We start from the raw sequence: 14332 nt of genomic DNA, 5'->3' as shown, positions 1-14332 counted from the left end.
CGGGCCTTTTATAAGCCCGCTTTTATGATGTCGTTTTCATCGGAAAAAGTAATACAGTTGTATAAGAATAATACCTGATCGTAGTCTTCGACATTTACCAGATTGCTGATCGATTGATTCGTGTATCGCAGATCGATCATGGTTACGGTATCGTAGTTATTGATCAGAAACTGCATCATTGAATTCGCATAGCTGTCCTTGATCACAAGGATGGAACGCTTTCCGGAATCCGAAGTATTTGAAGCATTTTCCGCATCGGATGCTTTGTTACGGCTGATCGTTGCAACTGCAACATTCTGTCCGGTATAGGATGCGTATTTGTCTTTGACATTCAGATAGTCGCGAAAGAAAATGGAGTCATGAGAATCTTCTTTGTCAAATCCATTCGATGTCGTCATGGATGGTGTTACACTATTATCTGCCAGAGTGTAGAAATCAATCTCATCTTTTGTAACAGACTGATCCAAGGTCTTTGAGAACAGGGTTCCCTGAAATTCTGTACTGGCGGTTTCCTTTGTAAAATCTTTCAGTTCATAAGGAGTATATCCAAGCTCTGCTCCGGCAGACTGATATGCATAGTAAGCACCAAGGGATGTCCAGTGGTGGTCGGTACGATAATAGATATACTCGCTATCATGTTCTTTTAATGTATTATATATATTGATCGGTGTCACGCCGGACAGCTCGCGATAACAGGATTCTATCATGTCTTTTTCGTCAACTGATACATTCATAACAGCTGCAGGCAGCAGGGAGTCTCCATAGATACCGACAGAGGTTGGACACAGCATGAAGTAGGTTGGAACCTCCGGATGCTTTGCAGCGAAGCTGTTAATAACAGCAAGATTTGTATGGATCTTATCAGCATTGTACGCGGCGCCGATATCATCATAATCTGAAAGCACCTGCATCATCTGATCATCCTTTGTATATACAGTTGAAATCTCTGTTTTTCCCATCAATCGTTCAGAATCATTCATGGCTGAGATCCACTGTTCCCTGCCATAGAACCGGTCAGAGAACCAGGAATCAAAACCGTTCATAAATGTCTCGTCCTTGATGGAGGAAAGACTGACGGTTGGAAATTCCGACAGATAACGATTTTCATTTTCGGAAAAAGGCGCTTTCTCTTTTGGCAGCTTAACAAGTGTCAAAATGGGAAGAGCGATGATGATACATGCAAATATGATAATTCCGATTTTTTTATGCATAAGGGCTCACCTCACAAAATTCTATAAATAGGCGTTTGCAAAACGCCATGCCAATCTCGCCTGACGGCTCGAAAAGGCTATCGCCATGCCAATCTCGCCTAACGGCTCGATTTACGGCATTCGCCGTATAGCATCCGAACCTCATATAGATGATTGTGAGCAAGCTCCCAACATCTATATGGGTTGCAGATGCTGCATGGCTCATTTTTTAAAAGTTGAAATACAAAAATGGGTTATAGCTTGCGTTGACAAGGTAGGCGGTGGAAAGCAGCATCAGAATCGCCATCAAAATGACGCTTCCGTAATTGCCGACAGCCGGAACTTTGTCTGCGAGCTTAATAGCCAGCTTCTTTGGCAGATCCGTAGAACCGATGATTGCAATGATGAATAACAATCCGAAGTTCACAAGGATATATATGGTATAACTGTCGTAGAAGCTACTGCCAAAGCGGAACATCCGTCCCATATAGGAGAATGCCTGTGCGATCGTTGATGTATCAAAGAGTACCCATCCAAGCATGACGAGGACGATCGCATAAACACGTTTTATAATAGAAGGAATCTTTGTAAAGATATCCTGCTTTCCTGCTTTTGTCAGAGCAGTTGTAACCAGCTTTTCTATAATGATCAGAACACCGTACAGAGAACCCCACAGAATGAAGTTCCAGCTTGCACCATGCCAGACACCGGTTAAGAACCAGACAACTGCGGTGTTGAATATCGTACGGGCAAGTCCCTTGCGGCTTCCGCCGAGAGGAAAATATACATAGCTCTTGAACCAGCCGGAGAGGGTCATATGCCATCTGCGCCAGAATTCACTGATACTCTTCGACATATACGGATAATTGAAATTTTCCGGGAAATGGAAACCGAGCATCTTACCCAGACCAATCGCCATATCAGAATACCCGGAAAAATCAAAATAGATCTGTAAGGTATAAGCGGCAATACCAAGCCATGCGGTTGCAACCGGAAGCTCGGATAAGTCCATAGCTTTGACATTTGTCCAGACAACACCGATATTATTTGCGATCAGAACCTTCTTGCCAAGACCGACCGCAAAGCGGAGAACACCGTCCCAGATCAGGTCGATGTCAATCACACGTTCATTCAGCTCGGCAGCTACATCTTCATAACGAACGATCGGACCTGCTACGATCTGTGGGAACAACGTGACAAAGGCTGCAAAGGTGATCGGATTCTTCTGAACAGAGATGTTCTTCCGGTACAGGTCAATCGTATACGACATGGACTGGAAGGTAAAGAAGCTGATACCGATCGGAAGCAGAGAGGTCGGTGAACCATAGTGCGTTCCGAATATGTTATTAATATTTTCTATGATGAAATTGCTATATTTGAAAAAGCCAAGTAAGGACAGATTCATGACCATCGATATGATCAGTGCAAGCTTTCGAAGTGCCTGACGGTCGCCTGCCTTATAAATGACCAGACCTGCAAAATAATCGATCATTGTCGATGCGATCAGTACAAATACATAGATTGGTTCGCCCCATGCGTAGAAGAACAGACCGCTGATCAGTATGAACAGGTTCCGTAACTGCTTCGGGACAATATAATAGATAACCATTGTAACCGGTAAAAAAATATATAAAAATGTCAAACTGGAAAAAACCATGTGATACTCCAACTAACTTCATTATTATGTCGACTTCTGTCGCCGTAACAATTATAAAGTTAACGTATGGTAGTGTCAATCGGATTAAATATTAAATATTTGTGAGAAACCGGCTAAGAAACGGGAAAATATATAGATTGTGTACATAGTTACAATATCGGCAGGCATATACAGATATACAGCAGTATTAAGACTACAAATATAGGATTTTAAGGAGATGAGAAAAAATCAGCCCATGTAAAACTATACGGTCTATATAAAAGAACTGCCTTACTAAGACATTAGCGAGGATTTCGTAATGAGATGCATATACGAGCAAATGTGGGTGCCTGTTTGAGCCTGAAAGGCGAGTTGGCACAGGAACATTTGCGAATCACGTATATGCAGATCATAGAAACCACAGCGAGTCTAAGTAAGGCAGTTCTTTTTATATAGTCACATGGTTTTACATGGGCGTTCGTCTACCGAATGGCGTCCTTCATGCTTGCGACATAGTCTTTGATGTAAGGCACGCAGTCCCTGCCATATTTGGCGCAGAGTTTGACGATGGCAGAGCCGACGATCACGCCGTCAGCGTGAGCAGCCATTTCCTTTGCCTGCTCCGGTGTTGAGATTCCGAAGCCAATCGCACACGGAGTATCCGTTGCGGCTTTGACCAGCTTGGTCATAGCACCGATATCGGTCGTGATCTTGCTTCTTGTTCCGGTAACACCGAGAGAAGAAACACAGTAGATAAATCCATTTGCTTCCTTTGCGATCATGCTGATACGGTCGTGAGAGGTTGGTGCGATCATGGATACCAGATCCAGATCATACTTCTTACAGATACCGTCGAACTCATCCTTTTCTTCGTAAGGGATATCCGGCAGGATCAGTCCGTCAATGCCGATCTCCTTACAAATGCTGATAAATTTTTCAGAGCCGTAAGAGAAGACAACATTTGCATAAGTCATAAATACCATAGGGATGGTGACTGTCTTACGGAGCTTTCTCACAAGGTCAAATACATCATTTGTCGTAACATGGTTTGCGAGTGCGCGGATATTTGCACCCTGGATAACAGGCCCTTCTGCGGTTGGATCTGAGAATGGGATACCAAGCTCGATCAGGTCTGCACCTGCTTCTACCATGGCATATACGATCTGTTCTGTTGTTTCAAGATCAGGGTCACCACATGTAACAAATGGGATGAACGCCTTTCCGTTTTTGAATGCATTTTTAATATTACTCATAGAGATCCTCCCCTCTGTATCTGGCGATGGCGGCAACGTCCTTATCGCCTCGTCCTGAAATGTTAATAACCATGATCTGGTCTTTGTCCATCTGTGGTGCAAGCTTCATTGCATAGGCAACCGCATGAGCACTCTCGATCGCCGGGATAACACCCTCGATCTTGGACAGATATTCAAATGCATCAACAGCTTCGTCATCTGTAACAGCGACATATTCTGCTCTGCCGATGTCATGCAGGTATGCATGTTCCGGCCCGATTCCCGGATAGTCAAGACCTGCTGAAATAGAATAAACCGGTGCGATCTGTCCGAATTCATCCTGACAGAAGTAGGATTTCATACCATGGAAGATACCCAGTCTTCCGGTATTGATCGTTGCGGCTGTCTCAAATGTATCAATTCCACGTCCGGCTGCTTCACATCCGATCAGGCGAACGCTCTTATCCGGAATAAAGTTATAGAATGCGCCGATCGCATTGGAACCGCCGCCGACACAGGCGAGAACGGCATCCGGCAGTCTGCCTTCCTTCTCCATAAGCTGTTCCTTGATCTCCTTGCTGATAACAGCCTGAAAATCACGAACCATCTCAGGGAAAGGATAAGGTCCCATAACAGAACCCAGAACATAATGAGTATCATCGATTCTGGAAGTCCATTCACGGAAGGTTTCGGAAACGGCATCCTTTAATGTACCTGTACCGGTTTCTACCGGGTGAACCTTTGCTCCTAATAATTTCATACGGTAGACATTTAAAGCCTGACGGATGGTGTCTTCCTTGCCCATGAAGATTTCACATTCCATACCCATCATGGCAGCAACTGTAGCAGTTGCAACACCATGCTGACCGGCTCCTGTCTCGGCGATAACTCTTGTCTTACCCATTCGTTTTGCAAGGAGCATCTGACCGATAACATTGTTGATCTTATGTGCTCCAGTATGGTTTAAGTCCTCGCGCTTCAGGTAGATCTTTGCACCGCCGAGATCCTCTGTCATTCTCTTGGCATAGTACAGACGGCTAGGTCTGCCGGCGTATTCATTTAACAGTTCTGTCAGCTCCCGGTTGAATTCCGGGTCATCTTTGTATTTCTTATATGCTTCTTCAAGCTCAAGCATGGCGTTCATCAGTGTTTCCGGTATGTACTGTCCGCCATGGATTCCAAAACGTCCTTTTGACATATATGTTTCCTCCTGTATGTGTTGTTTCTATATTATAAATATCATTAATGCTTTCAAATAAAGTTCGTTGTTCCTGCAGAAACAGGATCCGGTTCTATCCTATAGCTTCACCCCGTAACCATGCAAATGCGGCTTTCTTATCAGGGCTTCGCATAAAGGTTTCTCCGATCAATACTGCATCTGTGCCATTTCCCTTTAAACGGTCGATGTCCTCCGGTGTGCGGATGCCGCTTTCGGATACATAGACGACCGGTTTGCCGTTTATCGAATCCGGGATCAATGTCCGAAGTCTTACACTGTTCATGATGTCAACGATGAAGGTTTTCAGATCACGGTTATTCACACCGATGATATCTGCACCGATCGCGATCGCACGTCTGACTTCCTCTTCATCGTGTGCTTCTACCAGAACGGACAGGCCAAGACTTGTTGCAAGCTCGTAATAGCTTTTGAGCTGTTCGTCGGTAAGGATCGCACAGATCAGAAGGATCGCAGAGGCACCGGTCACTTTTGCCTCGTAGATCATATAAGGATCGACGGTGAAATCCTTCCGCAGGATCGGAGTGGATACTGCTTCATGGATCGCTGTCAGATATTCGTTGCTTCCCTGGAAATAAAATGGTTCGGTCAGCACGGATATGGCGGATGCACCGGCGGCTTCATATTCTTTCGCAATCTCGATATATGGGAAATCCGGTGCGATCAGTCCTTTGGAAGGAGAAGCCTTTTTTACTTCGCAGATAAAGGAGATTCCCGGCTTTGCCAGATTGTTACGGAAAGGAAAAACGGTATAAGGTTTTGTTCCGTTCTCTGTTTCCTTTTCTACGATTGCAAGAGCTTTTGCCTTCATTTCTTCAAATGAGATCTGCTCTTTGCATCTGGCAATCCGTTCTTTTGTTTTTGCTGCTATTTCATCTAAGATCATATATATTCCTCCATAGCGGTCCGGAGATTAAAGGTTCCGGGTCGGTTATGTGTTTTGCTTTTACAAATAATTAAGCGTTTGTTGCTGCTATAAAGTCTTCCAGTTTCTTCAGACCGCTGCCATTTGCCAGAATATCGGCTGCAAGGGCGAAGCCTTCTTCAAGTGAGATCCGGTTTGTGATATGCAAAGCCGCACCGGCATTTAAGATAACGGCTGTACGCTTGCCATCTGTGATCTTGCCGGATAAGATATCCTTTGTGATCTGTGCATTTTCTTCCGGTGTACCACCGACCAGTTCGGCTTTGTCACAGAGGGTGAAGCCGTATGCGGTTGGGTCTAAGGTATAGGTGTTAAATGTGCCATCGTTGAATTCACATACAGTTGTTGTTGCAACCGCTGAGATTTCATCCAGACCGTCGTTTCCATGAACGACCATACCACGTTTTACACCGAGGTTGCTGAGTACTTTTGCAAGCGGATCAACAAGGGAGGCATCATAGACACCGAGTAACTGAAGATTTGCTTTTGCCGGATTTGCAAGAGGTCCTAAGATATTGAATACTGTAGGAATCTTGATCTCTTTTCTTGGAGCGCCGACAAATCGCATTGCTGTGTGATATTTCTGTGCAAATAAGAAGCAGGTACCAAGATCCTTCAGACAGGCTTCGCTGACTTTACAGTCTGCTGCGATGTTGACGCCAAGGGCTTCCAGGCAGTCGGCTGTTCCGCATTTGCTGGATGCTGCACGGTTGCCATGCTTTGCCACCTTACCACCGCCTGCGGCTGTTACTAATGAGGAAACAGTTGAGATATTGAAGGTTCCTGCGCAGTCTCCACCGGTTCCTACGATGTCGATCTCCTCATCGACATCCGGTGTAAATTCACCACAGTGTTTTCTCATGATCTCAGCAAATGCTGTGATCTCCTCGATTGTTTCACCTTTAATATGAAGGGCTGTTAAGAAGCTTCCGATCTGTGCCTGTGTTGCTTCTCCGCTCATAATTTCATCCATAACGGCCGCAGCCATTTCTTTGTCTAGATTTTCACCATTTACTACTGTTGCGATTGCCTCTGTAATCATATTCATTTCCTCCTTGATATTATCTTTTAATAAGACATTTGCAGGTTATGTATAGAATTGTTATGATTAAACATTTTGACTTACCAAGACAGGGACATTTGAGTCCGCCGGTACTCACATTTCGTACTTAGTGAGTGCTTGCACGAGCTTAGAACGAAAGCGCACCCCTGTGGTGTGATGGTGCATTAGCAGCATCTTAGTACCGCTGCAGGGGTAACTGAGACCTTAGCGAGGCTTAAGCCGAGGTTAGTTCGAAGTTACACAGAGTGGAAACGAGCGGAAGCGTCCCCTAGTTGGTAATGGCGAAATGTTTAATCAAAGTAGTGTATTGTAACCTGCAAATGTCAGGTTATGCCTCTAAAAAGTTTCGTAAGATGATGGTTCCTTTTGGTGTCAGAATCGATTCCGGATGGAACTGAACACCATATATTTCATAATCTTTGTGTTTGACTGCCATGATCTCATCATCATCGGTTCTGGCGATAACGGTAAGAACATCCGGGAAGTTTTCTTCGGAAGCGGCAAGGGAATGATATCTGGCAACCTCGATCCTTTTTTGAAGTCCCTTGAACAGTTTGCAGTTGATGTCGACATTTGCAACGGACATTTTGCCATGCATCAGCTTTTTGGCGTATGTGATCGTTGCACCGTAGGTTTCACAGATTGCCTGATGTCCGAGACAGACACCAAGGATCGGAACCTTGCCGGCAAAATAGGAGATGGCTTCTTCGCAGATACCTGCATCGAAAGGTCTTCCGGGACCCGGTGAAATGATGATCTTATCCGGATTCATTGCTTCAATCTCCTGACAGGTATATTCGTCATTTCGTATCACCTTGATGTCAGGATTGATCTTTCCTACAAGCTGATACAGATTGTAGGAAAAGCTGTCATAATTATCGATCAGTAATATCATGCTTCGTCACCTCGTATCTTCTGAGAATTAATCAATGCATCCGTTACGGCTTTTGCTTTGTTGATGCATTCCTGGAATTCGTTTGCCGGTACACTGTCGGCTACAATGCCGGCACCGGAACGGACAAATACTTTATGCCCCTTGCGGTATGCGATTCGGATCGCGATGCAGGTATCCAGATTTCCTGAAAAATCGATATAACCGATCGCGCCGCCGTAAATACCTCGTTTGTTATTTTCAAGCTCGTTGATGATCTCACATGCCCGGATCTTCGGTGCACCGGATAAGGTTCCGGCCGGAAGAACCGCATCGACAGCGGAGATCGCATCCAGATCCTCACGGAGTGTTCCGCGTACGGTAGAGCCGATATGCATAACGTGTGAATAACGCTGGATGGACATATATCGTTCGACTTCGACCGTTCCAAACTGACTGACCTTTCCGAGATCATTTCTTCCGAGATCCACTAACATATTGTGTTCTGCAAGTTCCTTTTCATCTGCCATCAGGCTCTTTTCCAGTTCCAGATCTTCGACCTTTGTCTTTCCTCTTGGTCTTGTGCCTGCCAGAGGAAATGTATGGAGAACGCCATCCTCTACCTTGACCAGAGTTTCAGGGGAAGCCCCGGCAACCTCGATCGTGTCACCGTCAAAGTAGAACATGTAAGGAGATGGGTTTGTGCTTCGGAGCAGCCGGTAGGTATCGAACAGGCTTCCTTCCATTTCGGCTTCCAGTCGGTTGGAAAGCACGACCTGGAAAATATCTCCTTCATATATATAGTGCTTTGCCTTTTCTACCATCCGGCAGTAGGCTTCTTTGTCAAATAATGGTTTGAATTCTGTCTTAAGAACGGGAGCAGGAATATCGGCTTCTGCGCCATGGAGAATGAGTTCTTTCATTTCTTTGATATCTTGTAAGGCTTTCTGATATCCTTCTTCGATATTTGCTGTGCCGGCATTGGCGATCAGGATCAGCTTGGATCTTACATTGTCAAATGCGATCACCTTGTCAAATAACATCAGGTCGACATCCTGAAATCCTTCCTCGTCCTTTGCATCAAGCACCAGCTTCTTTTCACTGTATTTCAGATAGTCATAAGAGAAATATCCAACCAGTCCGCCGGTGAAGGTAGGGAAGCCTTCGATCTTCGGACTCTTATAATCTTTTAAAACCTCACGGATAAAGACTTCCGGATGGATGCCGGAGGCCTCTTTGATGACTGCTCCGTTCTCATCCTTTAATGTCAGTGTTCCGTTCATACAGGTGATATCCAGTTTTGGACTGTATCCAAGGAAGGTGTATCTTCCCCAGAGCTCCTGATTCTCCACGCTTTCCAGAATGTAGCAATGCTCATTTTCCGCTTTCAGTTTCTTCAACAGATTGATCGGAGTGATGATATCAGAGAGCATCTCATAACAGACCGGAACCATGTGATATCCCTGTTTCGCATATTCTTTTGCTTCGTTAAGTGTTGGTCGTATCATATGTTTCACCTCGTTCATAAATAATAGTTTAATAAGTTATTTGAAATTGTTCATGTATGGTGAGGTGCGCTTTGCCTGATCTGCTTTTTATAAAAAGAAAAAGCACCATCAGAAGATTGTATAAAAAAATCTCATCCAAAAGCAAAACGCTTATAGGACAAGATACAAATACAACACTCCTGCGGTGCCACCTATATTCATCAAAATCTGATGCACTCAACCATATACTAACATATATGTACTTTCTATAACGGGAAGTCTCCGTCGCCCCTACTAGATTCGCTCGTTCGGTTTGCCCTCGCAAGTCCATTCACTTAAGAAATCATCACTGCAATCTCACCACCTGCAGTTCTCTGGACATGTTGTTCATAAGCTACTCTTCTTGCTCATTGGTTTGTTTTATTGTATTCATATTGCACTGGTATGATATATTTGTCAAGAGCTAATTTTAAAATTGTTCAAAAAAAGGTACAATTATTTCGATGGAAAACCTTGTTTATTCGTTAAAAATCAATATAATAAAAGTAAGATGACTCGCTATGCGCAAGTATAGCTTTTAATACTGAAAATATACGGAACGTGTATATAATGCATGATATATGATTCGTATAAATAATCAATGGAGGACTATAATCGTGGAAGAACGTAAAAATTTTGGTTTCGGTGTATTGATCGATATTTTGAAGAAAAATCCAAAAACAATTGTTTTGACTGAAGGTACTGATCCCCGTATTCTGGAAGCATCTTCAAGACTTCTTGCAAGTAACTTCCTGCATCCGATTCTTGTAGGAGATCCTGATAAGATTTATGAAGTTGCAGAGGAAAGCGGTTTTAATATAAGAGGTTCCGAGATCATTAATCCAAGGAATTTTGATCGTATGGATGAGATGGTCGAGCTGTTCTGTGAACTCAGAAAGAGCAAGGGCGTGACACCGGAGCAGGCAAGAGAGATCCTGTATCAGAACAACTACTTTGGTACGATGCTTGTTAAGATGGGGATTGCAGATTCGCTTCTCGGTGGTGCTACATATTCAACAGCAGATACAGTAAGACCTGCTTTACAGCTGATCAAGACAAGACCGGGCAACACACTGGTTTCATCCTGTTTCATTCTGGTACGTCCGTTTGCAACAGGTGGTAATGAAGTGTTCGCTATGGGTGACTGTGGTATCAACATTAAGCCAAATGAAGATGAGCTGGTTGAGATCGCAGAGGAGACTGTTCGTTGTGCAAGAATCTTCGGTGTAGATCCAAAGGTTGCTTTCTTAAGCTATTCAACCTATGGTTCCGGTAAGGGCGAAGATGTGGATAAGATGAGAAATGCAGCAAGAAAGACAAAGGAGCGTAACCCTGATCTTCCAATCTCCGGTGAGATCCAGTTCGATGCAGCCGTATCACCTAGAGTTGCAAAGAAGAAATGTCCACAGTCAGAGGTTGCAGGAAATGCAAATACCTTTATCTTCCCTGATATCAATGCAGGAAATATCGGTTATAAGATCGCACAGAGAATGGGTAACTTCTCAGCATATGGCCCGATCCTGTTAGGACTTAATTCTCCTATCAACGATCTGTCCAGAGGATGTACAGCAGATGAGGTTTATTCTATGGCGATCATCACAGCAGCATTAGCAGATAATAAAGATGCGTAAAGTGTAGATAGATAAAAGCCGGACACTATCTTTTTAAACCAAAGATAGTGTCCGGCTTTTATCTACTGTCTAAAGATGATTATTCTATTTGCAGGAATTCTGCGGCTGTTAATATTTGTGGCTTTTGAAGTCCTGATTCTGCTGATTTTTCATTGCAAGAAAGTGTGATTTTTCTTGAAATAAATGGGTAAATGGTTTACCATAATATCATGAGTATTTAGTATGGGATTGTAGCGCTTTTTTAGCGTGAAGGGCGAACAAATGACGCCTGTGAGACAGAAAAATTGGGACAGCATATTTGTGGGTGTCAGAATGGAGATTTGAATGAGTTTCGTGTATTCATTGTTTTTGAAGAGAGCCGGAGAGGAACTTTCACAATTTGATAACAGAATTTCTAACATGCTTCCAGTGGCTGCCGGTCTGGTTTTTTTTGATATGCGAAACTATCGTAATGATAATGGGGAATTTAATGTTTATATAGAGTGGAATGAGGAATTGAATTCCATCCTGAATGACAGACTGCCTTCGGGTGGTTATTTTATAAAGGCAACAAGAAAACAGGCAAGACAGTTGGAAGAAAAAACAGGTGGAATTCCTGTTTATATGAAGTTGATCGCACATGAGGGCAGGCTGTATCCGTATCGCACATATGTGATGTGGAATGGCAGGCCTTTTAGTGTGGAATTTAACGGAAATATATTGATCCCGGTTGATTATAAGAAGAAAGCAGAGAACGTGAGGATACAGGGTTCGCAGAATGGCGGTAAAGGAAATCGTACGGATGTATCTGGAAGCCAGATGAGCAGTCAACGAAGCTTATTCGGTACAAGCCAGAGCAAAATATTAGCAGGCAGTCAACATGGAACTTTTGTTGGTAGTGAACGTGAATTCTGGACAAGCAGTAATCGACCTTGGATGTATGAGTGGGAATATGAGAATGGTAGCCAGAGAAGTCTATTCGGTGGTAGTCAGAGAAGTCTGTTTAGTACAAGTCAACGTGGAAATTTCTTTGGAAGTCAAGGTAGATTTTCTGGTACAAGTCAGCAGGGATTCCTTTTTGGAAGTCAGAACAGCTTTTCCTATGGCAGCAACCGAGGTTATCTGACGGGCAGCAATCGTGAATTCTGGACAAGCAGTAATCGACCTTGGATGTATGAGTGGGAATACGAGAATGGCAGCCAGCGTGGATTTTTAGCAGGCAGCAATCGAAGCTTTTTAACAGGCAGTAACCGGAATTATCTGGCAGGCAGCCGGTACACACCGACATTTTATCAGGCAACAGATGGCGGGGCAGATGATTATGATATTCCGCATTGGTATTATATGCCGCCGGAATGGCAGCTTATAAACCGGTCAAAACGACCATGCAGCAGAAAAGGCGGAAACAGCACATTTGGCTATGGGCTGGATTTAATATAGAGCGGAAGCACCCCTTGGCTGAGAAGGTCAAGAGCCTGCAGCTAATCAATATTTAGCTGGTTTTCAATTATCTTGAAAGGACAACATATGGACGGATTTCATTCCTTATGGTCAAAACCGTATATGGCGGGAAAACAAGCGGAAGAATATTGGATGCAGGACTATGAAGTCCTTACGATGATTCTTTCGGCATTGATGTGGAGAAAACACAATGGGGGGATCCGTTTGTGTGCGGATGCAGAGACAAGAGTATTTATCGAGAAGCTGGGACTTGCGCACATCTGGAATCTCGGAATCGAGGAAATTACAGTGCCGGAAGCGGTACCGGAAAAGGTGTTCTGGGCAGCCGGCAAATTATATTCATTGAAAAAAATGCAGATGCCTGCTGTCATGGTGGATCTGGATCTGATCATCTGGAAGGATATACGGAATATTATAAAAGATACGGATATCTGTGCAATACACAGAGAAGGGATATTCCCTGATGTGTATCCGGGAAAAGAGTTTTTCCATATGAAGCAGGAGTATCGGTTTGACCCGGACTGGAGCTTTGAGGTTCTTCCGGTCAATACCTGTATGTTATATATTGCGGATGAAGCGTTTAAGAATTATTATGTTGACAGTTCGATCACATTTATGGAGAATTGTCTGGAGACAGAGGAGAATCTCTGCCATATGGTATTTGCGGAACAGCGGCTTCTTGCGATGTGCGCAGAGAAGCAGGGAAAGCAGATATCATCTTTTTTTCCCGGTTCGGCACAGATCGAGAAACAGGATATCTTCACACATTTATGGGGCTATAAGAACATTCTGAAATTCAATTATAAAGAAAGGGAAGCTTTTAACCGTAAAATGTATGATCGAATCGTCCGGGAATTTCCGGAAGAAGAGACGACACTCAAGCAGCTTCCGATATCAGGACTATAGGGAGAATGGTATGAAACTTTTACGCAAAATACCAAAGGAAATATACATATATATCGCATGGGGCATACTCGTAGGGGCAGTGAACTTAGGGTCTGCCTGGTTTTTTATGTACAAATGCGGGATAAATGAGATCTATGCCAATTATATGTCGTGGATTTTGTACAACTATGTGTCATTTGCGACAAACCGCAAATCTGTATTCCACACAAAGGCAGCCACGGTAAAGGCATATTTTATCGAACTGGCATTATTCTATCTAAGCCGGGTATCTACACTTCTGATCGAAACGGGAATTATCTTTGCGCTTGTCACCGGACTGAAATGGAATGCGATGGGCGTTAAGGTGTTTACATCGATCCTTGTGATCTTTTTGAATTATTTCATCAGTAAGAAATTTATCTTTTCTATTCAATACGAAAAGAAAAATAGTGGAGAAATGTTGTCGGAAGACGAAGTATGTCGTGAAATCGTGAGATAATTAATAAAAACTTTACAAGATTTATTTCCATATTTTTGTAAAATGTAGTACAATATCGGCGTAACCATGCATTCTGTGCAGTATGTGTGGTTTATACATAAGCTGACAAAGTAAATTTTTATAGAATTTAACAATGCAGGATTTCTTCTATATCTTTCACAGATAATCTGGATGGTATACATATGGAAGAAAATGGA

Annotated in this window: 12 protein-coding genes and 1 other annotated feature; of the genes, 4 read left to right on the top strand and 8 right to left on the bottom strand. The window is 43.4% G+C overall.

Going from position 1 to position 14332, the window contains the following annotated elements; genetic code table 11:
- Positions 1–8: 8 nt before the first annotated feature.
- The 8 genes from DWW43_RS08505 to trpE form a co-directional block, all read right to left on the bottom strand.
- Entirely contained in the window at positions 9–1211 is a 1203-nt protein-coding gene (locus tag DWW43_RS08505) for a DHHW family protein (protein WP_008401717.1), read from the bottom strand.
- A 208-nt stretch (positions 1212–1419) separates the two neighbouring features.
- Entirely contained in the window at positions 1420–2847 is a 1428-nt protein-coding gene (locus DWW43_RS08500) for an MBOAT family O-acyltransferase (protein WP_119963302.1), read from the bottom strand.
- A 461-nt stretch (positions 2848–3308) separates the two neighbouring features.
- Complete coding sequence (gene trpA, locus DWW43_RS08495; protein WP_008401720.1) at positions 3309–4079, bottom strand: tryptophan synthase subunit alpha; 771 nt, start codon at positions 4077–4079, stop codon at positions 3309–3311.
- Positions 4072–5256, bottom strand: a complete 1185-nt coding sequence (gene trpB, locus DWW43_RS08490; protein WP_008401721.1) for a tryptophan synthase subunit beta — start codon at positions 5254–5256, stop codon at positions 4072–4074. The genes trpA and trpB overlap by 8 nt, the downstream gene beginning before the upstream one ends.
- 94 nt (positions 5257–5350) lie before the next feature.
- Positions 5351–6181 (bottom strand): indole-3-glycerol phosphate synthase TrpC, encoded by an 831-nt coding sequence (trpC, locus tag DWW43_RS08485; protein WP_119963301.1) that lies wholly within the window; start codon positions 6179–6181, stop codon positions 5351–5353.
- Positions 6182–6251: 70 nt separating this feature from the next.
- Positions 6252–7262 (bottom strand): anthranilate phosphoribosyltransferase, encoded by a 1011-nt coding sequence (gene trpD / locus DWW43_RS08480; RefSeq protein WP_119963300.1) that lies wholly within the window; start codon positions 7260–7262, stop codon positions 6252–6254.
- A 349-nt stretch (positions 7263–7611) separates the two neighbouring features.
- A complete protein-coding gene (locus DWW43_RS08475; protein WP_119963299.1) occupies positions 7612–8178 on the bottom strand; it encodes an aminodeoxychorismate/anthranilate synthase component II in 567 nt (188 codons plus the stop codon).
- On the bottom strand, positions 8175–9662 hold the full coding sequence (gene trpE, locus DWW43_RS08470; protein WP_119963298.1) for an anthranilate synthase component I: 1488 nt from the start codon (positions 9660–9662) through the stop codon (positions 8175–8177). The genes DWW43_RS08475 and trpE overlap by 4 nt, the downstream gene beginning before the upstream one ends.
- A 150-nt stretch (positions 9663–9812) precedes the next feature.
- Positions 9813–10061 (bottom strand) — a binding site (T-box leader).
- Positions 10062–10261: 200 nt separating this feature from the next.
- Between trpE and pta the strand changes: the two genes are divergently transcribed.
- From pta to DWW43_RS08450, 4 genes are all read left to right on the top strand, one after another.
- On the top strand, positions 10262–11311 hold the full coding sequence (pta, locus tag DWW43_RS08465; protein WP_119963297.1) for a phosphate acetyltransferase: 1050 nt from the start codon (positions 10262–10264) through the stop codon (positions 11309–11311).
- A gap of 324 nt (positions 11312–11635) precedes the next feature.
- Positions 11636–12730, top strand: a complete 1095-nt coding sequence (locus DWW43_RS08460; RefSeq protein WP_119963296.1) for a hypothetical protein — start codon at positions 11636–11638, stop codon at positions 12728–12730.
- A gap of 87 nt (positions 12731–12817) precedes the next feature.
- The gene (locus tag DWW43_RS08455; RefSeq protein ID WP_243104439.1) at positions 12818–13657 is read left to right on the top strand and encodes a DUF6734 family protein; all 840 of its coding nucleotides are present in this window, start codon (positions 12818–12820) and stop codon (positions 13655–13657) included.
- A gap of 10 nt (positions 13658–13667) precedes the next feature.
- Positions 13668–14135, top strand: coding sequence for a GtrA family protein (locus DWW43_RS08450; protein WP_008401732.1), 468 nt, complete (start codon positions 13668–13670; stop codon positions 14133–14135).
- The last annotated feature ends 197 nt before the right edge of the window (positions 14136–14332 follow it).

Origin of the sequence: Clostridium sp. AF15-41 (assembly GCF_003604095.1) — a bacterium.
GTDB lineage: Bacteria > Bacillota > Clostridia > Lachnospirales > Lachnospiraceae > Coprococcus.
This window is presented reverse-complemented; position numbering and strand designations above follow the sequence as displayed.

What these genes read in the sequence shown, in the direction of transcription:
- DWW43_RS08505 (WP_008401717.1), bottom strand. Translation starts at nt 1,211, where the DNA reads ATGCATAAAAAAATCGGAATTATCATATTTGCATGTATCATCATCGCT.
- DWW43_RS08500 (WP_119963302.1), bottom strand. Translation starts at nt 2,847, where the DNA reads ATGGTTTTTTCCAGTTTGACATTTTTATATATTTTTTTACCGGTTACA.
- trpA (WP_008401720.1), bottom strand. Translation starts at nt 4,079, where the DNA reads ATGAGTAATATTAAAAATGCATTCAAAAACGGAAAGGCGTTCATCCCA.
- trpB (WP_008401721.1), bottom strand. Translation starts at nt 5,256, where the DNA reads ATGTCAAAAGGACGTTTTGGAATCCATGGCGGACAGTACATACCGGAA.
- trpC (WP_119963301.1), bottom strand. Translation starts at nt 6,181, where the DNA reads ATGATCTTAGATGAAATAGCAGCAAAAACAAAAGAACGGATTGCCAGA.
- trpD (WP_119963300.1), bottom strand. Translation starts at nt 7,262, where the DNA reads ATGATTACAGAGGCAATCGCAACAGTAGTAAATGGTGAAAATCTAGAC.
- DWW43_RS08475 (WP_119963299.1), bottom strand. Translation starts at nt 8,178, where the DNA reads ATGATATTACTGATCGATAATTATGACAGCTTTTCCTACAATCTGTAT.
- trpE (WP_119963298.1), bottom strand. Translation starts at nt 9,662, where the DNA reads ATGATACGACCAACACTTAACGAAGCAAAAGAATATGCGAAACAGGGA.
- pta (WP_119963297.1), top strand. Translation starts at nt 10,262, where the DNA reads ATGATTCGTATAAATAATCAATGGAGGACTATAATCGTGGAAGAACGT.
- DWW43_RS08460 (WP_119963296.1), top strand. Translation starts at nt 11,636, where the DNA reads ATGAGTTTCGTGTATTCATTGTTTTTGAAGAGAGCCGGAGAGGAACTT.
- DWW43_RS08455 (WP_243104439.1), top strand. Translation starts at nt 12,818, where the DNA reads ATGGACGGATTTCATTCCTTATGGTCAAAACCGTATATGGCGGGAAAA.
- DWW43_RS08450 (WP_008401732.1), top strand. Translation starts at nt 13,668, where the DNA reads ATGAAACTTTTACGCAAAATACCAAAGGAAATATACATATATATCGCA.